This is a genomic window from Streptomyces sp. NBC_00414, from assembly GCF_036038375.1.
GTDB lineage: Bacteria > Actinomycetota > Actinomycetes > Streptomycetales > Streptomycetaceae > Streptomyces.
In genome coordinates this window covers 9,675,078-9,698,167 of record NZ_CP107935.1, presented here as the reverse complement: position 1 = coordinate 9,698,167, position 23,090 = coordinate 9,675,078, and the positions used below count along the sequence as shown (strand labels likewise).

Annotated in this window: 11 protein-coding genes; 6 read left to right on the top strand and 5 right to left on the bottom strand. The window is 70.1% G+C overall.

The genetic code is table 11. The features are described from left to right. Positions 1–291: 291 nt before the first annotated feature. Positions 292–1,548, bottom strand: coding sequence for a hypothetical protein (locus OHS59_RS41530; RefSeq protein WP_328498498.1), 1,257 nt, complete (start codon positions 1,546–1,548; stop codon positions 292–294). Positions 1,549–1,822: 274 nt separating this feature from the next. Between OHS59_RS41530 and OHS59_RS41525 the strand changes: the two genes are divergently transcribed. Then, entirely contained in the window at positions 1,823–4,996 is a 3,174-nt protein-coding gene (locus OHS59_RS41525) for an AfsR/SARP family transcriptional regulator (protein WP_328498497.1), read from the top strand. 432 nt (positions 4,997–5,428) lie between these two features. Here OHS59_RS41525 and OHS59_RS41520 read toward each other — a convergent pair whose 3' ends face one another. Continuing rightward, positions 5,429–5,995 carry a TetR/AcrR family transcriptional regulator gene (locus tag OHS59_RS41520; protein WP_328498496.1) on the bottom strand — a complete coding sequence of 189 codons (567 nt, stop codon included), beginning with the start codon at positions 5,993–5,995 and terminating at the stop codon, positions 5,429–5,431. Between the two features lie 141 nt (positions 5,996–6,136). Here OHS59_RS41520 and OHS59_RS41515 point away from each other — a divergent pair, with 141 nt between their 5' ends. The 3 genes from OHS59_RS41515 (at position 6,137) to OHS59_RS41505 (ending at position 11,675) form a co-directional block, all read left to right on the top strand. Next, positions 6,137–7,072: an SDR family oxidoreductase gene (locus OHS59_RS41515; protein WP_328499563.1), complete on the top strand. Its 936-nt coding sequence runs from the start codon at positions 6,137–6,139 to the stop codon at positions 7,070–7,072. A gap of 405 nt (positions 7,073–7,477) precedes the next feature. Next, a complete protein-coding gene (locus OHS59_RS41510; RefSeq protein ID WP_328498495.1) occupies positions 7,478–10,045 on the top strand; it encodes a discoidin domain-containing protein in 2,568 nt (855 codons plus the stop codon). 184 nt (positions 10,046–10,229) lie between these two features. Then, complete coding sequence (locus OHS59_RS41505) at positions 10,230–11,675, top strand: glyceraldehyde-3-phosphate dehydrogenase (RefSeq protein WP_328498494.1); 1,446 nt, start codon at positions 10,230–10,232, stop codon at positions 11,673–11,675. 118 nt (positions 11,676–11,793) lie between these two features. Here the strand turns inward: OHS59_RS41505 and OHS59_RS41500 are convergent, their stop codons facing one another. From OHS59_RS41500 to OHS59_RS41490, 3 genes are all read right to left on the bottom strand, one after another. Continuing rightward, positions 11,794–15,066 carry a family 78 glycoside hydrolase catalytic domain gene (locus OHS59_RS41500; protein ID WP_328498493.1) on the bottom strand — a complete coding sequence of 1,091 codons (3,273 nt, stop codon included), beginning with the start codon at positions 15,064–15,066 and terminating at the stop codon, positions 11,794–11,796. A gap of 79 nt (positions 15,067–15,145) precedes the next feature. Then, positions 15,146–18,556, bottom strand: a complete 3,411-nt coding sequence (locus tag OHS59_RS41495) for a glycosylhydrolase-like jelly roll fold domain-containing protein (RefSeq protein WP_328498492.1) — start codon at positions 18,554–18,556, stop codon at positions 15,146–15,148. Positions 18,557–18,714: 158 nt separating this feature from the next. Next, on the bottom strand, positions 18,715–21,318 hold the full coding sequence (locus OHS59_RS41490; RefSeq protein WP_328498491.1) for a glycoside hydrolase family 127 protein: 2,604 nt from the start codon (positions 21,316–21,318) through the stop codon (positions 18,715–18,717). A 395-nt stretch (positions 21,319–21,713) separates the two neighbouring features. On the opposite strand from OHS59_RS41490, the gene OHS59_RS41485 reads away from it, so the two are divergent. Both OHS59_RS41485 and OHS59_RS41480 read left to right on the top strand, forming a co-directional pair. Further along, complete coding sequence (locus OHS59_RS41485; RefSeq protein WP_328498490.1) at positions 21,714–22,349, top strand: RNA polymerase sigma factor; 636 nt, start codon at positions 21,714–21,716, stop codon at positions 22,347–22,349. Beyond that, positions 22,336–23,076 carry a hypothetical protein gene (locus OHS59_RS41480; RefSeq protein ID WP_328498489.1) on the top strand — a complete coding sequence of 247 codons (741 nt, stop codon included), beginning with the start codon at positions 22,336–22,338 and terminating at the stop codon, positions 23,074–23,076. The genes OHS59_RS41485 and OHS59_RS41480 overlap by 14 nt, the downstream gene beginning before the upstream one ends. The last annotated feature ends 14 nt before the right edge of the window (positions 23,077–23,090 follow it).

Sequence of the window (23,090 nt, the reverse complement as noted above, 5' to 3'; positions counted from 1 at the left end):
TGCCACTTGGGCCCGACCGTATCCAGCAGCGCGGGCCGTGATGCACCGCCACGACCAGGGCCCCTGGACACGATGCGGCCAGCCTGTCGGCCTGCCACGCTCCCTTGCCGGGCTCGACCAGCACGTCACCGAACGCCGACAGCGGGTTCTGTGCGCAAGCCCGGACCCTGAAGTGCTCGTCCGCGTACAGAGCCCCGGAGGCAACGTCGAGCAGCACGGTCCGGACCCTGACCGCCGGGCCGTCGCCCGCAGCCGTGGACACCGCTGTCCGGGACACCACAGCGAGGAGAATCACCGCGGCACCACGCTGCCGGGTCCGTCGTAACGCACCGGCAGCGGGAGGCGCGCCGCTTCCGTGGTGGGCCTGGCCGCCGGTGCGCGCAGGTGGAGCTTGCGGTAGAGCAGCGCACGCATCCTGCGCGCGAACCGGCCGGGTTCCGAAGTGATCCGGGCCGCGACCTGCTCGTACCGACGCGCGCCGCGGAAGGCAGAACCCCGCTTCAGTTGTGGACGCACCGGACGGTCTTCGTGCAACCGCGGGGCGAAGGACATCAGCTCGGCCATCGGCGAGCCCGGATCCACAGGTGCGTCGGGGCGGCCCGCCATCAGCACCGACGCTCCGGTCATCGCACCATAGAGCGTCACCGAGCCGTGATCACCCACTATGTGGTCGGCGGCGACGACCGTTCCGGCCCAGTCCTCGTGCGGGCTGACCAGGATCAGACCCGAGCGAACCAGCGCCGCGAGCCATGTTCGGACCTGCCAGTCGCCGTGCGCGTTCCAGACATGGGGATGGACGAGTGAGGCGATCCGGTACTCGTCTCCGGGCAGTTCGGTGACCAGTCGTTCCAGTGTGTCCCACCCCTGTCCGAGAAGGGAGTCGGGCCCCCAGGTGGAGCAGACGAGAACGAGCTGCTGCCGCACACCGACCCCGAGTGCCTCCCGGTACAACGCGCGCGAGGCGAGGCTCGCGGCGATACGGTCGAAACACGGGTCGCCCACCACTTCCGCCACCGACACCGCCTCGGGGCATTCACGGCCGAGCCTGGTCAGCTCTTCATGGTGGGCCAGAACGATGGCCTCGGGTACCACCGTGCCGTCCCGCACCAGCCTCTGCCTGCTGAGGCCGTAGGCACCCCGGCGCGTCACCGGACGGCCGCGCTGCCCGACCGGGATGATCTTGTTGTGTCCGGCCCCGTGCGGCAGGACGACGACGGGTGCCTGCAGTTCGTGCAGGCTGCCGTGGCTGGCGGCCAGAGCGAGGTCGAAGCTCGTCTGTACCGCCTGACTCCAGGGCAGTACCAGACCGCCCAGTCGTTCGAGAAACTCGCTGACCCCGTTGCTGAACACGTCGGGTGCCTGGGTGAAGCAGGTCTGCACCCTGATCTCGCCCTCCAGCAGGCGTATCGCGTCGAGCAGTCGCTGACCCGCTATCACTGTGTGCACCACGACCAGAACCCTTCTGCGGGTCAGACGGGTGGCCCAGCGCTCTACATCCAGACGCACCGGCACATGCCGCCCATACGGCTCCGGCACTGTCAAACTCATCGTTGAAATCCCCCGGTTCTTCCATCATCGCCTTCGCGGCCGCGGCATTTCGCGGCCGATGGCAGAGGGATGCCCGCAGGGCTGGACGGTCGGCTTGCAGGAATCCTGCACTCCTGTGGCACGGTGATCGCGCCCATGCCTGTGCGCCTGTCACGCTTCGGTGCGCCTGTGTCTCCACCCCTGACTCCACGGAAGAGCCGTAGAACAGTGGTACGGCTCACACAGATGTGCGGACATTGAAGGCCGTGGGAAGAAGAGCACCCGTCGGGGGGACATGGTGGAACTTCTTGCTCTGGGACCTCTTGAACTCTGGCACGACGAGCGGCAGCACGAACTCGGGACGCTGATGGAACGCCGCGTGCTGGCCGTACTGATCCATTCCCGGGGTGAACCGGTATCGGCGGACACGCTGATGAACCGGGTCTGGGACGGCGAACTGCCCCCGACAGCTGTGGACACCTTGCAGAGTTACATCTCGCGGCTACGGGGACGGCTGCGCAGGGCGGTCGGCGACGACAGGGTGGGAGTGGATCGGCCTTCTCTGCGGCTGTACCAGTTGCGTGCCGATCCGGAGGACATCGACCTGCTGCGCTTCCGACGACTGCGCTCGGACGCACTGGCCGCGGCAGCGCGCGGTGAACGACCCCTGGCCATAGGGCTGTTGCGTACCGCCGAAGCACTGTGGCGGAGTGAACCCCTGACCGAGTTCAACGGCAGTTCCTGGGCGCAGTCGGCACGTGCCCGGCTCGTCGAGGACCACCGCCGGGTCCGGGAGGAACGGATCGGTCTGGAGCTGGAGTTGGGCCGTCATGCGGACCTCGTGGGCGAACTGCGGGAACTCGCCTCCCAGAGCCCTTTCGCCCAACAGGTGATCAGTTCTCTGATGCTGGCCCTGTACCGCTCCGGACGTCACGACGAAGCGCTGGCCGTCTACCGGAACACACGGGCGCGATTACAGGAGAGCCAGGGCATCGAACCGTCCGCTGAACTGCGGCAGCTTCATCTGCGCATGCTCGAACAGGACCACGGCCTCCTGCAGACGGTGACAGGGCCCCCTGATCCGGGCCCGCGTCCGGAACCCCGCAACTGCCTACCGCGCGACATCCCGGATTTCACCGGGCGAGCTGGTGAACTGCGCATCCTGCTCACCGACTCCAAGGCCGGGCAAGCCACGACCACCGCTCTGCCGGTAACCGTGATCCACGGAATGCCCGGTATCGGGAAGACGACTCTGGCGGTACATGCCGCTCACGAGTTGGCCACGGCCTATCCGGACGCCCAGTTCTACGTGGACATGCGGGGCTACGGTGGACAGCAGCCGCTCGATCCGGCGGACGCCCTGGCCAATCTGCTGCACGCCACCGGCTGGCCCGGTGAGCTGCCCGCCCTGCTGGACGAGCGGGCGACCAGGTGGCGCGAGTGGACCGCCGGGCGTCGGGCGCTCGTGGTCCTGGACAACGTCAAACACGCCTCTCAGGCCGGCCCTCTGCTGCCCGGCTCCCCCACCTGCCGTGTCCTCGTGACCACTCGGAGCCGGCTGGCCGGACTGGACGGCGCCGCCCATCTGTTCGTGGACACCTTGTCCCGGGAAGAGGCTGCGGCTCTCTTCACCCGGATCGTCGGCGCATCGAGGGTGTCCGGCGAACCGGAGTGCCTGGAGCGGATCGTGGACGCGTCCGCGTGCCATCCCCTGGCCGTCCAGGTCCTGGCGAGCCGTTTCCGCCACCGGGACTCCTGGGACCTGCAGCATCTCCTCGACCGGCTGTCGCAGGCGACCAGCCCGCTCCAGGAGTTCGACACCGTGATCGGCGCGGTGTTTCAGTGCTCGTACACAGAACTCAGCACCGCCGCGAGCGAGTTGTTCCGTCTGCTCGCCCTGCACCCCGGCTCCGACATCACTCTCCAAGCCGCCGCCGCACTGGTCGGACCGGGTCCGGGGCGGGACCACGAACTGCTGGAGCGGTGCATCGAGGAACTGATCGACTCCAGTCTCCTGGAGGAGCCGGTCCGTGGACGCTACCGGCTGCACGATCTCACCCGGTCCTACGCCCTGGAGGTCTGTCTCCGCACCGACTCGGAAGCGGTCCGGCATGCCTCGGTCGGCCGTCTCATCGCCCACTACCTCACCACCGCGTACCGGGCCGACCGGCTCTCCCACCCTCATCGCCGTGTGCTGGACCTGCCTCTCTCCTCGGAGGCCCGGGCGCTGCACGCCACGAAGTTCGTGGACGCGGACGCGGCCTCGGTATGGCTGACCGTCGAGCGCGCCAACCTCGTGGCGGTCGCACGCACTGCCGCCGCCGGGCATCCGGAGTACGCGGCACTGTTCCCGCACGTCCTGGCCAGATCCCTCAAGCTGTGGGGCGCGTGGGACATCGAGGCCGAGCTCTTCGAGGCGGGCGTACCGGTCCTGCGCTCGTCCGGCGATCGTTCCGCGCTTGCCCGCACCCTCACCGACCACGCGGACCTGCTGGCGCAGCGAAACCATGGTCAGGCCCTGCGATGCGCGACCGAAGCCCTGTCGATCCACGAGGACCGGCTCGACACCCACGGCTGTGCCGACGCCCTGTTCCAGGCAGGCCGTGCCCATCTCGCGGCGGGCCACGGCGACACCTCGCTGCGCGTCCTGGAACGGGCTCTGAAGCTGTATCGCGAGGTGGGCGACCGCTCCGGCGAGGCCGAGTGCCTCAATGTCCAGGGAGCGGCCCTGTCCTACGCGGGGCGGTACGACAAGGCTCTCCGCAAAGTGCAGCTGATGGAGTCGATCTATGAGAAATTGCCTGATCCGTACGGGCTGGCACAGGCTCTGAACAATCGCGGCGAGTTGCACTTCCTCCAAGGCCGTTACGTCGACGCCCGTGGCTGCTACGAGAAGTCATTGGGCCTCATGCGAGAGCACGGCGGGCGGGTCGATCTGGCGATTCTCGACACCAATCTCGGCGGGGTGCACCAGGCTCTCGGAGAGACCGATCAGGCGCTGACCTGTTTCAAGCGAGCACTCGCCGCGCACAGAGGGAGTGGCGACTCCCTGGGCGAGGCCGACGTGCTGATCAGCATGGGGACGGCTTACGCCCGGTCAGGACGTCGGGGCGAAGCGCTGCTGCATCTCACCATGGCGGAGCAGGTGGCCACTCGAATCGACAATCCGTACGAGAGGTTGCGGGCGCTGATCGCCGCGGCCGACGTCCAGCGGGAGTCGGGCCGGCTCGACACCGCGTCCAAGGGCTACGAACAGGCCCTTGAGGTGGCCGAACGCATCAAGTTCCCCATGGGTTCCGCCCACGCGCTCGCGGGACTCGCGCGGATCGCGTCCCTGGCCCGTCGCCCCACCGAGCGGGCCGTCGAGTACGGCGAACAAGCTGTCGCCCTCTACCGCGACCTGGGCGCGGAAGCGGAGGCCGCGAAACTGCTCCGGTCCCTGACGAGCCACAGATCGACCGGCTCCTGAGCCCCCACCCAGGAGCCGGCCCTGCCACCTTGTCGGCGCCGGTCAGCCTCGCGCACAGCTGCCGGCGACCTGCGGTGGGATCACCACATCCAGCGGAGGACCACCGGCACCACGTAGGCGGCGGCCGTGACGTGTACGGCTGCGGTGAACAGCTTGTAAGACATGGGGCTCCTTGCGCATAGAACGATGAGATGCGACGCGCATGATCGCGCGGCAAGCGTCAAAGTACAGGCCGGATGATCCAAGTAGTTCTGCTTCTCGACACTCGCCTGCACGTGCGAATGACCGTTCGCTGTCGGCGTCGCAGCCGTGACCGATGCGCAACCGGGCACAGAGAGTGCGGCGCAGGAGTCCGACGAGCTGCGGAACTCCGGGAAGGGTCCAACCCGGCCGAGCTCGCACGGCCGCCACGACAGCGGCCCGCCCGCCCCGTCACTCCCCCGCCGCCACCCCCTTCAGCTCGTCGAGTGACTCCCGCAGGAACTCCGCCAGGGTGCGCTCCCCGTTCTCGCCGACCCAGCGCTCGAAGCCGATCTTGAAGACCGCCATGCCCGCCTCCGCGGTCAGGCTCGCGGCCGGGTCCTTGACTCCGCGCTGCCGGAAGGTGGCCGCGAGCGCCGCGGACAGCGACGCCAGCTTGATCAGCTCGCGCTCACGCAGCTCCGCATTCGCCGAGATGACGGCCGCACGCTGCCGGGCGAACTCGTGGCGCTCCAGGAAGAAGGCGGCGACGGTCTCCAGCGTCGAGGCCATCGCGTCGATCGGCGCGGCCGTTTCGGGGGTGGCCGCGAGGGTTTCCACGAAGGCCTCCTCCAACTGGTGCGCACCCCCGAACAGCACCTCGCGCTTGTCGGCGTAGTGCCGGAAGAACGTCCGCTCGGTGAGCCCGGCGCGTTTGGCGATCTGCGCGGCCGTCGTCTGCTCGAACCCGTGCTCGCTGTAGAGATCCAGCGCTGCCTGCTCAAGCCGTCCGCGCGAGTTCGGCTCCCATCGACCCATGCCCCGATCCTACGCGATGACAGTGACTGACATCGCCTGTTACGGTTGATGTCAGTCACTGTCATCGACTGGTCCGCGTTCATGCTGCCGTTCCCCGGCAGCCCGGGGCGGGGCCGGTCGGCCTACCCGGAGGTTCTCCTCATGCGTGTGTTCGTCACCGGAGCGTCCGGCTGGATCGGTTCAGCCGTCGTTCCGGAGCTCATCGGCGCCGGCCACCAGGTCGTCGGGCTCGCCCGTTCCGACGCCTCGGCCGCCGCCCTCACCGAGGCGGGCGCCGAGGTGCGCCTCGGCACGATCGACGATCTCGACATCCTGCGCGGCGCGGCCGCCGAGTCCGACGGCGTGATCCACCTCGCCTTCAAGCACGACATCGCCTTCAGCGGCGGCTTCGAGAGCGCGGCCGACGCGGACCGGCGCGCCATCGACACGTTCGGCGAGGCGCTCGCCGGCTCCGACCGGCCGTTCCTCATCGCCTCCGGGGCCCTCGGGCTGAAGCCCGGAGAGGTCGGCACCGAGCAGGACGCCCAGCCGTCCTCGCCACCCAGCCCCCACTGGGCCCCCGGTCCGGCCAAGCGGCTGGCCAACGCGCACGCCACGGCCGCCCTCGCGGAGCGCGGGGTCCGCTCGTCCGTCGTCCGGCTTCCTCCGACCGTGCACGGCGACGGGGATCACGGTTTCCTCGCCACCATGGTCGCCATCGCCCGCGAGAAGGGCGTCTCCGCCTACATCGGCGACGGCGCCAACCGCTGGCCCGCCGTGCACCGGTCCGACGCCGCGCACCTGTTCCGCCTGGCCCTGGAGAGCGCTCCGGCCGGCTCCACCCTGCACGCGATCGCGGACGAGGGCGTGCCGATCCGTGCCGTCGCCGAGGTGATCGGGCGCCATCTCGACCTGCCCGTCGTCTCGATCTCCCCCGACGACGCGGCCGGCCACTTCGCCTGGCTGGGCGGCTTCCTCGGCACCGACAGCCCCGCCTCCAGCACCTGGACCCGCGAACTGCTGGGGTGGCAGCCGACCCGGCCGGGGCTCCTCGACGACCTCGACAAGGGTCACTACTTCGCGGACCCGTCCGCCTGACCGCCGCTCCCACCACCCGCTCGCACACCGCCCGCTCCCACCCCCCGAGTCCAGGCATCGCCCACACCTCGGGACCGGCCGCCGACCTCACATCGGCGGCCGGTCCCGTTCCCGGCACCGCCCCCGCTTCCGGAAGCCCCAGCTTCCGAGACCGCCCCTGCTCCCGGAAGTGCTCCCGCCTCCGAGACCGCCCCCGCTCCCGGGACCGCTCCCGTTCACAAAATCGCGGCGAATCGCGGAATCGTTCCGTCGCGCCGTGAAGAAGTGTTGTCCGACGGGTTGCCGAGTAGTTGATTCATTACTTAAATCAACACCTGAACTAAGCGTCACCGCAACGGTATCGACTTCCGGTACCCAGTTCTTCCCGGCCGCTCCTCGTCCTCCACACCCGCACGGAGTCAACGTATGAGACGTCAACGCACAAGACTCAGATCCCTCGGGATCGCCCTCGCCACAGCAGCCGCACTCGTGACCATCCCCGCGCAGACACCGGCCGCCGCGGCCGAAGCGCCGCTCTCCCAAGGCAGGACCGCCACTTCCTCCTCCGACGAGAACGCCGGGACCCCCGCCGCCGGCGCGGTCGACGGCGACAACGGGACCCGGTGGTCGTCGGCCCGGACCGACGCCCAGTGGCTCCAGGTCGACCTCGGGACGTCGGCCACCCTCAGCAAGGTCGTCCTCAACTGGGAGGCGGCCTACGGCAAGGACTACAAGATCCAGGTCTCCGACAACGGCAGTTCCTGGAGCGACATCAAGTCCGTCACCGGCGGCGACGGCGGGACCGACACGCTCGACGTCTCCGGCCAGGGCCGCTACGTCCGTATGCAGGGCGTCTCCCGCGCCACCGAATACGGCTACTCCCTCTGGGAGTTCCAGGTCTTCGGCACCTCCGGCACCGGCAACCCCCCGGCCGGTGACTGCGCGACCGCCAACGCCGCCAAGGGCAAGCCCGCCACCGCGTCCTCCACGGAGAACGCGGGCACGCCCGCCGCGTCCGCCTTCGACGGAGACACCGGCACCCGCTGGTCCAGCCAGGCGTCCGACCCCCAGTGGGTGCGGGTGGACCTCGGCTCGCAGCAGGACATCTGCAAGGTCGACCTCAACTGGGAGGCCGCCTACGGCAAGGACTTCACCATCCAGGCCTCGGCCGACGGCCAGGACTGGACGACCCTGAAGTCCGTCACCAACGGCACCGGCGGCACCGCCTCCTACGACGTCAGCGGCTCGGGCCGCTACGTGCGGATCAACGGGACGGCCCGCGGCACCGGTTACGGGTACTCACTGTGGGAGGTCGCGGTGCACACCGGCACCGGCGGCAGCACCCCGCCCGTCGAGGGCGGCGGCGACCTCGGTCCCAACGTCATCGTCGTGGACCCGAACACCCCCAATCTGCAGGCCAAGTTCGACCAGGTCTTCACGCAGCAGGAGTCCAACCAGTTCGGCTCGGGCCGCTACCAGTTCCTGATGAAGCCGGGCACGTACAACGGAATCAACGCGCAACTGGGCTTCTACACCTCGATCTCCGGGCTCGGACTCAACCCGGACGACGTGAAGATCAACGGTGACATCACCGTGGACGCGGGCTGGTTCAACGGCAACGCCACCCAGAACTTCTGGCGTTCGGCGGAGAACCTGTCGATCAGGCCGGTCAACGGCACCAACCGCTGGGCGGTCGCGCAGGCCGCGCCGTTCCGCCGTATCCATGTCGAGGGCGGTCTCAACCTCGCACCGGCGGGCTACGGCTGGGCCTCCGGCGGCTACATCGCGGACTCGAAGATCGACGGCACGGTCGGCCCGTACTCGCAGCAGCAGTGGTACACCCGCGAGAGCTCGGTGGGCGGCTGGACCAACGGTGTGTGGAACATGACGTTCTCCGGTGTGCAGGGCGCCCCGGCGACGAACTTCGACACCGGCCCGTACACGACGCTGGACACCACGCCGGTCTCGCGCGAGAAGCCGTTCCTGTACCTGGACGGCAACGACTACAAGGTGTTCGTGCCCGGCAAGCGGACGAACGCCCGGGGCGTGTCCTGGCCGGCGAACGCGGGCGGCTCCTCGCTCCCGCTCAGCCAGTTCTACGTGGTGAAGCCCGGTGCGACCGCGGCGACCATCAACGCGGCGCTGGCGCAGGGCCTCAACCTCCTGTTCACGCCCGGCGTCTACCACCTCGACCGGACGATCAACGTGAACCGGGCCAACACCGTGGTCCTCGGGCTCGGCCTGGCCACGATCATCCCCGACAACGGCGTGGACGCGATGCACGTCGCCGACGTCGACGGGGTCAGGCTGGCGGGCTTCCTCATCGACGCCGGTGCCGCCAAGTCCGACACCCTGCTCCAGGTCGGCGCGCCCGGCTCCTCGGCCGACCACGCCGCCAACCCGACCACCGTGCAGGACGTGTTCGTCCGTATCGGCGGCGCCGGACCCGGCCTGGCCACCCACTCCATGGTCGTCAACAGCGACGACGCCATCATCGACCACACGTGGATCTGGCGAGCCGACCACGGTGAAGGTGTCGGTTGGGAGACCAACCGCGCCGACTACGGGCTTGAGGTCAACGGCGACGACGTCCTCGCGACGGGACTGTTCGTCGAACACTTCAACAAGTACGACGTGGTCTGGAGCGGCGAACGCGGCCGGACGATCTTCTTCCAGAACGAGAAGGCCTACGACGTGCCGAACTCCGCCGCCATCACCCATGACGGCATCGTCGGGTACGCCGCCTACAAGGTGGCCGACAGCGTCAACACCCATGAGGCGTGGGGCCTGGGCAGTTACTGCAACTTCACGTCGGACTCGACGATCGTCCAGCACCACGGGTTCCAGGTGCCGGTCAAGTCGGGGATCAAGCTGCACAGCATCCAGGTCATCTCACTGGGAGGGAAGGGACAGTACGCCCACGTCGTCAACGACACGGGCGCGCCGACCTCGGGCTCGGACACCATCCCCTCGAAGATCACCAGCTTCCCGTGACAGCTGCGGTGACAGTCGGCTGAGTGATTGAGCAGTACCCGCGGTATCCGCGGTACCTGTGGCCCGCCCTCCCCGGCGGGCCACAGTCGTACGGCTCCCGCACGGGCATGCGGGCGGGCCCCGTGCGAGGCAAGATGATCGACGGTTTATCATCTGAGCACCGCCTAGCTCGAAAGATAAACCTGTGACTGTCAATGACGACTCGTTCACCAACTGGAAGAACCGCGAGGAGATCGCGGAGTCGATGATCCCGATCATCGGGAAGCTACACCGTGAGCGGGACGTCACCGTCCTGCTGCACAGCCGCTCCTTGGTGAACAAGTCGGTGGTCAGCATCCTCAAGACCCACCGGTTCGCCCGGCAGATCGCCGGAGTGGAACTCTCGGTCACCGAGACCCTGCCCTACCTGCGGGCACTGACCACGCTCGACCTCGGCCCCTCCCAGATCGACATCGGGATGCTCGCCGCCACGCACCGGAGCGACGACCGCGGCCTCACGGTGGAGGCCTTCACCGCCGAGGCCGTCGCCGGTGCCACGGGCGCCGACAAGATCGAGAGCCGCGAGGGACGCGACGTCGTCCTGTACGGCTTCGGCCGCATCGGCCGCCTGGTCGCCCGGCTCCTCATCGAGAAGGCCGGTTCGGGGAACGGTCTGCGTCTGCGAGCCGTCGTCGTGCGCCGGGGCGGTGACCAGGACATCGTCAAGCGCGCCTCGCTGCTGCGCCGCGACTCCATCCACGGCCAGTTCCAGGGCACGATCACCGTCGACGAGGCGACCAGCACGATCTTCGCCAACGGCAACGCGATCAAGGTGATCTACGCGAACGACCCGTCGGAGGTCGAGTACACGGCGTACGGCATCAAGGACGCCGTCCTCATCGACAACACCGGCAAGTGGCGTGACCGTGAGGGCCTGTCGCAGCACCTGCGCCCCGGTATCGACAAGGTCGTGCTGACCGCTCCGGGCAAGGGCGACGTGCCCAACATCGTGCACGGCGTCAACCACGACACGATCAAGCCGGACGAGCGGATCCTGTCCTGCGCGTCCTGCACCACGAACGCGATCGTCCCGCCGCTGAAGGCGATGGCCGACGAGTACGGCGTCCTGCGCGGCCATGTGGAGACCGTCCACTCGTTCACCAACGACCAGAACCTGCTGGACAACTACCACAAGGCCGACCGTCGTGGCCGTTCGGCGCCGCTGAACATGGTGATCACCGAGACGGGTGCGGCCTCCGCCGTGGCCAAGGCGCTGCCCGATCTCGACGCGCCGATCACGGGCAGCTCGATCCGCGTCCCGGTGCCGGACGTCTCGATCGCGATCCTCAGCCTGCGGCTCGGCCGTGAGACCACCCGGCAGGAAGTCCTCGACTACCTGCGGAACGTGTCGCTGACCTCGCCGCTGAAGCGGCAGATCGACTTCACCACCGCCCCCGACGCGGTCTCCAGCGACTTCATGGGCTCACGCCACGCCTCGATCGTCGACGCCGGCGCCACCAAGGTCGACGGTGACAACGCGATCCTCTACCTCTGGTACGACAACGAGTTCGGCTACTCCTGCCAGGTCGTCCGGGTCGTCCAGCATGTGACGGGGGTCGAGTACCCGACGTACCCGGCGCCCGCGGCCTGACCCCGGCGGCAGCCCGAGTCCGAGCACCGAGAACGCGCGCCCCGGTCGGTTACCGGGGCGCGCGTTCGTCGTCGTCTCTCCGGGCAGTGTCCCGGCGTGCCTCCGGGCAGTGCCCCGGTTACGAAGCCGCCGAGCGGAAGTTCCACCTGCCCGACCCGACCTCGTACACCGTCTCGTCCTCGCCCGTACGCACCTGTCGTGCCCCGGCGGGTGCCTGGGCCTTTGCGCCGGAGCCGAGCAGCGGGACGTGCACCTCGGCCGTGCTGCCCGCCGGTACGTCCACGGTGAGACGGAACCGCCCGCCGTCCCGCTTCCACTCGGTGCGGGCGACTCCGTACGGGGAGCGGTAGGAGCCTGACGCGGAGGTCATGTCGCCCTCGACGGCGGGGTCGATGAGCAGTTCGGAGTAGCCGATCGAGTCGGAGGTCTGTCCGATGCCCGCCACCCTGCTGGTGAACCAGGAGTCGATGGCGCCGAGCATGAAGTGGTTCTGCGACTGGCCGGGTCCGCCGTCCCAGGACTCGCCGAGCGTGGTGTTGCCCGCGAGCACCTGGTAGCCGTAGCTGGGGCTGGTCGTCTGCGTGGCGATCTCGTGGACGATGTCGTCGCGGCCGTTGGTGGACAGGACGCGGAAGGCGGCGGGCAGGGAGATCTCGCCGAGGGTCAGGTGGAATCCGGCGCTCTCGACGGCGCCGGTGAAGTGGCCGAGCAGCCGGTCCTTCTCCCCCTCCGGGTACGCGCCCATGTCGAGGGCGAGGGCTTCGGCGCCCTGGCCTCCGCCGCCGAAGGTGCCGGTCGCGGAGTCGTAGTACTTCGCGGCCAGGGCCGCGGCACTGGCGTCGGCCTTCGCCCGGTACGTGTCGGCCGCGTCCTGGTCGCCGAGGACGGCAGCGGTCCCGCTCAGGGCGTCGAGCACGCGCCAGTAGCCGTAGGTTCCGGCGACCGCCCGCGGGAAGGTGCGGTCCGGGGTGAACCAGTCGCCGAGCCCGTAGTCGAGGATCCCCCCGGACACCTGCGTCTCCAGGAAGTCGGCGTACTGCCGCATACGCGGGTAGTACGTGGCCATCGTGTCCCGGTCCCCGTAGGTCGTGTAGAGCTGCCACGGTACGAGGACGAAGGCGCCGCCCCAGTTGGAGTCGTTGCGGTAGGCGCCGGGCAGGCTCGTGTACTCGGGCACGGTGCTGGGGATCAGCCCGTCCGTGGTCTGCGCGTCGGCCATGTCACGGACGATCTTGCGCAGGTAGGAGCGCATGTCGTAGTTGCCCGCGAGCGCCGGGAACACCAGCTGGTTCTGCTCCAGCCAGCCCAGCTTCTCCCGGCTGGGGCAGTCGGTGAGGACGCTCATCATGTTGCCCTCGACGGCCCGGCGGATCAGCGAGTGGACGTCGTTGACGAGCGGGTCGGAGCTGCTGAAGTCACCGGCCGAGGTGTTGTCGGTGCGCAGTACCTTGCCGCGTACGGTGACGGTCGCGCCCTCGGGTACGCCTCTGAGTTCCAGGTAGCGGAAGCCGTGGTAGCTGAAGCTCGGGTGCCAGGTCTCGGTGCGGGTACCTCGGGTGGTGTAGCTGTCCCAGAGGGGTCCGCCCACGTTGCTGATGGACTGGAAGGCGTGGCCGTCCTTGAGGGATTCGGCAGGGTAGACACGGACGGCCGTTCCGGCGGGCGCGCTGACGGTGATCTCCGGCCAGCCGGCGATGTTGCGGCCCAGGTCGAAGACCCGGCTGTGCTCCGCGCCTGCGACCTCCTTGCCCTTGAGGGTCTCGACGACCCTGATGGGCTCGGTCTCGCGGGCGCTGAGTTCGGCCGGGTTCGCCGCGGTGCCGGGACCGGCCACCGCGACGGCCCTGTCCCACCCTCGCCGGTCGCCGTTCGGCTCGTCCCAGTGGGCGATCTCGCGGCGGGCGTCGTAGTCCTCGCCGCCGTACCAGTTGGAGGAGGTGGTGGGTCCGAGGGTGGTGCGCCAGTCGTCGCCGCTGGTGACGGTACGGACGCTGCCGTCGGCCAGGGTCACCTCAAGGCGGGCGATCAGCTTGGGGTCACTCAGGTTGCCGTACAGCTTGCGGTAGCGGTCGGCGGTGCTGACGACGTTGGACATGCCGTTGCCGAGGGCGACACCGATGGTGTTGGCGCCGGTCCTCAGCCGGTCGGTGACGTCGTAGGTGGCGTACTGGACGCGTTCCGCGTAGTCGGTGTTGGCGGGTTCCAGGACGGCGTCACCGACCGGTTCGCCGTTGACGGTGGCGTCGTAGATGCCGAGTCCGCCGATGTAGAGGCGGGCGCTGCGCACGCGGGCGGGAAGCCTGAAGTCGTCGGTGAGCAGGGGCAGTCCGGCAGGAAGGTAGGGCTCGGGGGTCTTCTGTCCGTCCACGTCGGCGAGTGCGGTGTACGGGCCGGTGGCGCTGTCGGCACTCGAAAGGGCGTAGTCCACGGGGAAGTCGGGGACGCGGCCGTCCGCGGTGAGGACGTCGGCGCGCGGGTACAGCGCCACCTCGTCGAAGGTCTTCGCCGACTTGAGGTCGAGGGTGAGGACCACGGGTGTGCCGGACACGTCGGCGCCGGTGTGGGCGGCGCTCGCGTATCCGGCGGCGGTCTGCAGAGCGCTGTTGGGCAGGCCGTCGACGGCGAGGGCCGGTTCCCAGGTCTTGCGCAGGGTGTTGGTCTCCGAGGCCGTCACCGCGGCGCCGCGGGCGAGGCCGGTGGTGGAGGTGGCGGAGTCACGCAGGTCGATCTCGCCGAGCTGGACGCGCCATGTGCGGTCGGGGAAGGCCTCTTCCAGGGGCAGTCCCAGCTTGGTGACGTCCAGCCGGACGTAACGGGCCGTGGTGCGGGGGACCTTGACGACGACGGGTTCGACGGTGCGCCCGCTCAGCCGCCAGTCCGGGTGGGTGATCCAGTCCGCGTTCCAGTCGGACTGCCGGGTCAGGCCGGTCTCGAAGACGGCGGTGTCGCTCCAGCCCGAGTCGCGCGGTCCGTGCGACGACCAGAGCATGACCCGCCAGTACACACGGTCGCGGGAGCCGAGCTTCCTGCCCGCGTACGTGGTCTCGGGCACCGTCGAGCGGACCTTGCCCGAGTCCCACAGGTCGGGCCGGCCGCGGCGCAGCAGCTCCGGGGAACTGGCCGCCTGGACGCGGTAGGCGGCCTGGCGGGTGTTCGTGGCACGGGCTTCGGTCGCCCAGCTGAGGTCGGGGGTGGTGTCGTCGATGCCCAGGACCTGGCTCAGGTGCTGGGTGCGCAGCCGGTCCGGGGTGATGGTGGCGGTAGCGGTGGTGGCGTCGGCGGTGACGGCGCCGGCCAGCACGGTCGTGAACGCGGTCAGCCCGGCGAGGAGTACGGACACGGGCCGCCGGTGCCTGCTGCGGGAACGCGGTCGCGGGCGGGGTCTGAGCATGAGGGCTCCATGAAGTGCGTGCGGGGCGACAAAGGCGTGCGGGGTGGGGACGGCGTGCGGGGAGGCGATGTCGGGGTGGTCAGTCGCGGGTGAGGTCGACGGTGAGGTGACGTCGGAATCGCAGAGTCACCGGTCCGAGCAGGCCGGACGGCAGCGGCTTGTTCCGCTCGTTGGAGAGCGTGTTGGCGACGCGCACGGCGAGGGAGTTGCGCCCGGCCCTGACCAGCCGGGTGATGTCGACGACCCAGGGCGCCCACAGCAGCGGCGGGAGTTCGGTGCCGTTGACGGTGACGGCCGCCACGTCACGGACGTCTCCGAGGTCGAGCAGGACGCGGCGCCCGTCGAGGAGGGCCCGTTCGACGTCGAGGTCCCTGGTGTAGGTGCCGCTGCCGGAGAAGAGGCGGTCATGTGTGACCCAGCTGCCGAGGGGTCCGGTGACCGGGGTGGAGCCGTCGCGTTCCAGGGTGAGGTTCCAGTCGCCGTCCACGGTGACCGGTTCGAGCGGGTCGTCGACACGGACCGTGCCGCGGTACGTGCGGGTGCCGTCCGTGCCGGTGAACCGGTGGCTGCCGGGGGCAGAGGCCTCCACCGTCGCGCGCAGGGCAGCCTTGCCGTGCCGCTCGACCGTGAGGACGGGCAGCGGCGAGGCCGTCAGATGCGGGACGGCCTCCCGGTCATGGCGTACGACGAAGATCCGGGTCTGGTACGGCTCCAGGATCAGGGGCAGTTGGACGCCGTTCCTGCCGCTCCGGTGCACGGGGGCGGTGCCGGTGCCGCCCGTCGCCGGGTCCCAGAGCTCGGGGACGCCGGTGGCCGGGAGGGTCATGGACGTCTCGACGTCGTCGCCGCCCTCGTTGTTGACGATGAAGGCGGTGTCCCCGCCGCGGTGGACCCGTATGACGCGTACCGCGTCCTGGGGTGTCTCCAGCACGGCCGCGGCCACCCCGGCCTCATGGGCGGCGTCGCGCAGGCCGGTCGGGTCGGCGACGCGCACGGCTTGTCCGCGGCCGACCGGACGGCGGCCGGGGACCCGCTCGCCGAACAGGTCCGTCAGCGCCCGGGCGAGGGAGCGGTCCTTGTGGTCCGCCTCCTCGGCGGCGAGGGTGCCGAGGGCCACGACGGTGCCGCCGGCGCGTGCGAACTCCGCGAGGGCGCGCACGGAGGCCACGTCCAGGGTGGGCGTCACGGGCACCACCACCAGGTCGTAGCGGGCCTCGCCCACGGCCAGCCGGCCACCGCGGACCTTCGCGTGGCTCAGCAGATCGGGGTCACCGCTGAGGGCGCCCTCGTGGACGAGGTCGAAGTCGACCTGGGCACGCTCCAGCGCGTAGGCGGCGTCGGCGAGCGCGCCGTCGACCTCTCCCTGCCGGTCGGTGCCGGTCCACTGCTCGGCGGCGCGCTGCGGCTGCAGTACGGCGGTACGGGCGCCGGAGGTACCGCGCCCGGCCTCCATCACGCGGCCGATCCACTCCGCGAGCGGCCGCATCGCCCACCACCAGGGGGCGCGCGGCCCGAACGGCGGCGGGAAGTAGACGCGGACCTCGTCGGTCCACAGCGCGTGCAGGACGGTCAGGTTGACGCCCCGGGCGGCCTGCGCGCCGACGGTCGTGTGCACGAACCCGGGCGTGACCTGCCAGCCCATGTTGCCGAACATCTCCAACAGGGCCCGCTCCCGGCCCATCTGATGCGCGACGGACACGGGGTTACGGGGAATCATGGTGGGCTCACCGGCCACGTACTCGGCGGTGATGATGTCGCCACCGGGCACGTGCGCCCACTGGTTGACCTTGTGCAGGTCGCCGGTGGAGGGGATGCGCTTGGCCAGGGACGTCTCGTCGTAGAGCGGGTTGGTGATGAGGGCGACATCGCGCTGCTCGTACCAGCGGGCCTGCTTCTGGAAGTAGCGGGCGAAGCGGTTGGACACGGCCTGCCAGTAGCGGCCTCGGGCGATCCGGCCGTCGCGGCCCAGGTCGTCGAAGGCGGCGGCGTAGGCGACGCCCGGCTCGACGTCCACCGCGCGCAGCGCCTTGTCGAGGGTGGGCGACCAGGGCAGGCGCTTGAAGTGGGCCTCCGCCGACGCGAAGAACGGCTCGTCGTCCCAGAAGCCGGGTATCACCGTGCCGAAGTAGCGGCGGAAGCGGCGGTGGTACTCGCCCGGGACGATGTCGAGGAACAGTTCCACGGGCTCGTCGTCGAGCAGGTCGACGTAGCTGCGGCTGTAGCCCTGGCTGTCGTCGACGAGCGGGGAACCACCGAACAGGTCGAGCTGCCAGCGGCCCGCCGGGACCTGCCAGGTGTGCGCGCCGCTCAGCCGCGCGGTGATGTCGACGACGTCCGCGGCGTCGGTGCTGCCCACCGGTCGGGCCGCGGCGGCGACGGCCGTCGCGTCGGCGCCGAGGCGGGCGCGCTCGGGGAAATCCCCCGCGGCGGCCGGGTCGTCGAAGGTCGTGGCGTGGAGGGCGGTGCCGTCGGCCCCCGTGACCGTGAGGCTGTCCCACAGGGAGCGCTGGTCGGCCACGGCCCGTACGCCCGCCCCACCGGCCGCGTACCTGTCGTCGGTGACAGTGCCCTTGTCCTTGCCGTCGAGGGTGACGGACAGCGTGGCCGCTCGGACGGTGACGGCCACCGTGTGGAATTTGGTCTTGTTGAAGCCGTCGGTGCGGGTGCTGCGCAGCAGTTCGACCGGGTCCGCTCCGCGCTTGAGGCGCAGGACGGTGACGACTCCGGTCTGGTCGAAGGTGACGGCGTACCCGTCGAGTCCGTCGGCGGCGGCCCGGACGACGAGGCCGGCCGCGGTGTGTTCGGCCTTGGCGCTGCCGGTGACGGTGTAGTCCGTCCAGTTGTCGCCGCCTCGGAGCACGGCGGCGCCGTCGAGCACGGCCGCGTCGGCGACCAGGTGTCCCGCTTCCACGCCCACCCCGCTGCTGCGGCGCAGGTCGACGGTGGCCGGGCCCGTCACGACGGTGGTCGAACGCCACAACGCCTTCAGTCGCAGGTCGGGACGCGGCTCGTAGGTGCGGGAGCCGACCGTGCCACCCTTGACGATGTACTCCCCCGCCCGGCCGCTGGGGAAGTGGTCGTCGTTGAACAGCCATACGCGCATGCCGGTGCGTTCCGCGGTGCGCAGCACGTGTCCGACGATGTCGAACCATTCTTCGGTGAAGAACACCGGCTGCATCTCGGCGTTGTCGAAGGGGAAGAGCACCACCTCGTACATGCCCTTGTCCCGCAGGTCGGCCATCTGCCGGTCCACGAGTTCGGGGGTGACGGGGCCGTTCCAGTACCAGTAGACAGTCGGCCTGCTGTCTCTTCGGGGGTCGGTGAAGTGCCGTGCGGAGAAGGAGTGTTCGGCGCCCGTGGCCGCCCCGCTCGCGCTCGTGGCCGCCTCTCCCGCGGCATGGGCGGGTGCGGACAGGCCGGCCGCGAGCACGGTACCGGCGGCACCGGCCGCGGCCACGAAGCGGCGTCTGGACAGGTCGTCGTGAGACATGGTTGAACTCCTGCGTGAACGGCGGGCACCGGGGTGCCCGCCGGACGGAACGGTGTGCGGAAGGACTCGTACTGCGGCTGGTACCAGGGCTCGTACTACAGAGGGTCTCGGTGACTCGGTGGGAAGCCGGTGCTCGGCGGAGCACCGGAAGCGATGGGTCAGTCGGCCGCCAGGCGCGCCGCCCCGGCCGCGCTCAGGGCCTTGTTGTGCAGCCGGAAGTCACGCACCGCGCCCTGGAGGTAGGGGTGGGTGGTGTTCTGCGAGCGGCCCAGGTAGTTGCGGGTGCTCGCGCCGAGCAGCAGCGGACTCGCCACCATGGCGTCGTTGCGGCCGGCCTCGACACCGTCGAGGTAGAGGACACCGGTGCCGCCGCCGAGGGTGAGGGCGACGTGGACCCACCGGCCGACGGGGAGCGGGCCGGTGGCGTCGATGACGTCCTCGGACTCCATGCCGGCGATCTTCAGGGCGGCCCGGGCGCGCCGGGCTCCGGTGGTCGCCGCCAGGAACAGGTACGTGTCCTTGTGGTACCCGAGGTCGAAGACGCGGGCGGACGCGGCCAGGGTGTCCACCCGGACCCGGACGCTGACGGTCAGTTCGTCGAGTCCGCTCGGCAGCCCGGCGGGCAGCGCGATGTGGGCGCCCTGCCCGTTCAGGGCCACGGCCCGCACACCGTCGGCTTCCGCCCAGGCGGCGCCTCCCGCGAGGGCCGCGTCGGCGAAGGTGCGGGTGCGGTCGGCCGCCGAGGTGCCGTCGCCCTCGTCGAAGGGGTAGCGGGCGATGTCCCGTTCGCGTGCGGGAGGCGGTGGTACGGCCCAGTAGACGTTGTAGTGCTGGTGGTGCACCTCGTGGAACGGGCGCAGTGAGACGTGACGGTCGTCGGCGACAGCGGTGAACGCCGTACCGCTGTCCGACACCGGCCGCAGGGTCTCCGGCCGGATCGCCGGGAGGGTGGCGAGCGCGGTGCCGCCGTACTCCCCCGCGAGCACCAGGGGCCCGTACGACAGCGACTTCACCTGCGGGTTGTCGGGGGCGGCCTGCCAGACGGGCCGGCGGGGCAGTACGAGTTCCACGGTGTCCCCGGAACGCCAGTGCCGCTCCACGGCCGCGTACGTACCCGGCTCCGGCCGGATCGGGAGGGGCCGGCCGTTGACCTTGAGACGGGCCGAGCCGCCGGTGTCCGCCACCCATGCGGGGACGCGCAGTCTCAGCGTGAACCGTGCGCCTCCCCCGGTGACGGTGAGGCGGGTGCGGTCCGTCGTGGGGTAGGCCGTGTCCTGACGGATCGTCACACCGACCTCACGCCAGTGCAGTTCGGAGGGGATGAACAGGTTGACGTACAGCGAAGGGCCGCGCGTGCTGTGGTCGCCTCGGGTGCCCTGGGTGTCTCTGGTGCGGAAGTAGATGCTGTCCGCGAACTTGGTGTGCGTCTCCAGACCGGAGCCGTGGTCGCAGGAGAAGTTGTCGTAGTCCCCGCTGTAACTGCCGGGCGCCGAACCGAGGCCACCCTTGGGCTGCCGCTCCGAACCCGCCCACAGTCCGGTGTAGTACGTGACGAAACCGTGCTCGGAGTCGGGATCCTGTTCCCCGAGCATCTGGTTGTAGAGCGTCCACTCGTAGTGGTCCATGTACGCGGCGCGGGAGGGGAGGTGCAGGAAGAGGTGCCGGCCGAGCTTGAGCATGTTGTAGCTGTTGCAGTTCTCGCAGGTCACCTCGGACAGGCGGCTGACGATCTCGCCCGGCGGGCCGAACAGCTCCTGGTTGGAGTTGCCGCCGATGGCGTACGAGTGGTCCCGTACGACCGTGGTCCAGAAGTGGTCGGCGACGGCGAGGTAGCGCTGCTCCCCCGTGGCCTCGTAACTCGGCACCGCGCCCACCACCTTGGCGATCTCGGTGTTCGCGTGGCGGCCCGCGAGTTCGTCCCGGCCGGCGGCCAGCGGGGCGTACAGCTCCTCGTGGTCGAAGCGCCGGGCGGTCCGCAGATGCGCCGCGTCCCCCGTCACCAGGTGGAGGCGGGCCAGTACGTCGTTCATGCCGCCGAACTCCACCTTCAGCAGCGTCTGCATCCGCTCGGCGGAGAGCGGGGCGGTACGGGCGTCCACCCAGGCCGCCATGTCCAGCAGCACGGCCAACGCCTGCTTGTCACCGCCCAGTTCGTACTGGTCGAGCAGCCCCGCCATGATCTTGTGCAGGGTGTAGTACGGGGCCCATGGCTTGCCGCCCGCCTCCAACTGGTCGAAGACGGACTCGGGGAACGCGGACAGATATCCCGCGTGGTAGCCGGCCGCCGGGGCGGCCCGCTGGCACTCGGCCAGTGCGGACACGAGGGAACGGGCCTTGGCCGCGAAGGCGCCGTCGCCGGTGTTGGCGTACGCCTGGGCCAGAGCGCTGAGCAGATGTCCGGTGGTGTGGCCGCGCAGCTGGACGCCCGGCGCCTCCCAGCCGCCGCAGGGTTCGGCGGCGGAGGGCAGTCCCACGTTCAGCCGGAAGGTGTGCAGCAGCCTGTCGGCGTCGACGAAGAGCAGATACGCGCAGGTGCGGCGCATGTTGGCGAGGAAGGGGCTCTCCAGCAGCCGGACGTCGGCCGGCGCGAAGGCGGTGAGCGCCGAACGTGGTCCGGCCGCCCCGGCGGCGGGCTCCTGCCGTCCGGGCGTCGCCGCCGCGGCTCCTTGCGGGGCGAGCGGGACGACGGCGGCTGCCGTCGCGGACGCGGCGGCCAGGATCTGGCGGCGGGACGGGCGTGGCATGTCGTGCGGTGCGGGCAAGACGCCGTGCTCCTTCCGGGCAGAGAACAGACAGAAAGCAGGCACACAGCAGATGGAAAGCGAGAGTGGTGCGCTTCGAAAACTTGAATCGTTTTACGTCGTCCGCGGGAGACGGTAAGTGTGCACACCACACGCGTCAAGAGTTCGCACACGGAGGGCAGTTGTCAGGACAGTTCCCCATCAATGGGCTTTTCGGGCAGAGTTGATCACGCAAGGGAGGCGGGAATTGCGCGGCCGAGGCCCGACGCGCCTGCCGCGGCTGCTCCGTGAATCGATGCGATCGGACACGTGATTTGAATCGTTCAAAGTGATCAAGAACGCCCATGCGGGCATGCGCCGGGCGAAGTCGTGGCGCGAGGCGGTAAGGGATCGGAACGTGGTGGACATTGCTGGGCATGGATGGGAACGAACGGGGTGAACGGCTGGAGCGACTGTTCCGGCCGACCTATCGAAGGGTGACGGCGTACTGCCTGCGCCGGACCGGCGAATCGGCGGCCCACGACGCGGTGGCCGAGGTGTACGCGGTGGCCTGGCGTCGCCGCCGGCAACTGCCCGCCGACGACGAGGAGGCGGTGCTGTGGCTGCTGGGCATCGCACGCCGGGTGCTGGCCAACCATGAACGCGGCAGACGCCGTTGGGCGCGGCTGCTGCTGCGGGTGGCCGAACGGGGCGAGCCGGATCCGCCGCACGGCGGTGACGCCTCCGCCGTCTCCGACCCGGACGACGGGCTCTCGGCGGCGCTGGCACGGCTGTCGGCCTCCGACCGGGAGCTGCTGCGCCTGGCCTACTGGGACGACCTGTCCCGGGCCGGCATCGCGTCAGTGCTGGGAATCTCCGTCGGCGCCGTCGACACCCGTATGCACCGGGCCAGACAGCGGCTGAAGCAGCACCTGGTCGCGGCGAACCCGAATCAAAATCCGGCGGGTTCAGCGGGTTCGGCGGGTCCACCGGGTTCGGCGAGTCCGGGAGGTCCGGCGAATCCGATGAATCCAGCGCATCCGACGAAGGAGAAGGATCATGCTGAGCGATGAGGCACTCGACCGGATGCTGCGCGACAGTGATCCGGATCCCGGCGAACGGGCCACGGACCCGGATTCGCCCGTCGCGACGAGAATTCTCGCCCGGGTGCGGCAGCGCACCCGCCAGCGGCGCAGGCGCGTGCTGGTCATGGTGCCGACCGTGGCGCTGGTCGTGACCGGCGCGACCGCGGGCACCTACGCGTGGGTGGCCGGTGACGGGCGGGGCCACACCCTCGACTCGACGGGGCTGTCCTGCGTCAGCTCCGACAACGGCGACGCCGTGCTGAGCTTCGACCCCGGTACCGACGATCCCGTGGCCACCTGCCGCGAGCGGTGGCCCGAGCTGTTCGGCCGGACGGCGCCCGCCGCACTCACCGCCTGCGTCGACAGCTCGCGGCAGGGGTCGATCACTGTGTACACGGGTGGCCGGGACCAGTGCCGGAGCCATCGCTCGGACCCCTACCTCGGGCCCACGGAGGAGCAGCTCCGCCTCTCGCACTTCCGGGCCGACCTTCGGAAGCAGTTCGCCGACCGCACCTGTGTGTCCCATCCGGACTTCAGGAAGGTCATCGGGCGGTTGCTCGACCGGCACGGCCTCACGGGCTGGTCGGCACGCCACTTCCAGACCGCGGACCGGGAACCCGAGGGCGCCTGCGCGGACGTGAGCCACTACGACGAGACCGAGCGGATCATCTGGCTCGGCGACCACAAGGCCGGGACTCCTCTCTCCTGGCCCTGAGCCCGCCCCACGGG

Bases quoted from the DNA above. Each gene is read 5' to 3' on its own strand.
- OHS59_RS41525 (WP_328498497.1), top strand. From the start codon at position 1,823: ATGGTGGAACTTCTTGCTCTGGGACCTCTTGAACTCTGGCACGACGAG.
- OHS59_RS41530 (WP_328498498.1), bottom strand. From the start codon at position 1,548: ATGAGTTTGACAGTGCCGGAGCCGTATGGGCGGCATGTGCCGGTGCGT.
- OHS59_RS41515 (WP_328499563.1), top strand. From the start codon at position 6,137: ATGCGTGTGTTCGTCACCGGAGCGTCCGGCTGGATCGGTTCAGCCGTC.
- OHS59_RS41485 (WP_328498490.1), top strand. From the start codon at position 21,714: ATGGATGGGAACGAACGGGGTGAACGGCTGGAGCGACTGTTCCGGCCG.
- OHS59_RS41480 (WP_328498489.1), top strand. From the start codon at position 22,336: ATGCTGAGCGATGAGGCACTCGACCGGATGCTGCGCGACAGTGATCCG.
- OHS59_RS41495 (WP_328498492.1), bottom strand. From the start codon at position 18,556: ATGTCTCACGACGACCTGTCCAGACGCCGCTTCGTGGCCGCGGCCGGT.
- OHS59_RS41520 (WP_328498496.1), bottom strand. From the start codon at position 5,995: ATGGGTCGATGGGAGCCGAACTCGCGCGGACGGCTTGAGCAGGCAGCG.
- OHS59_RS41500 (WP_328498493.1), bottom strand. From the start codon at position 15,066: ATGCTCAGACCCCGCCCGCGACCGCGTTCCCGCAGCAGGCACCGGCGG.
- OHS59_RS41510 (WP_328498495.1), top strand. From the start codon at position 7,478: ATGAGACGTCAACGCACAAGACTCAGATCCCTCGGGATCGCCCTCGCC.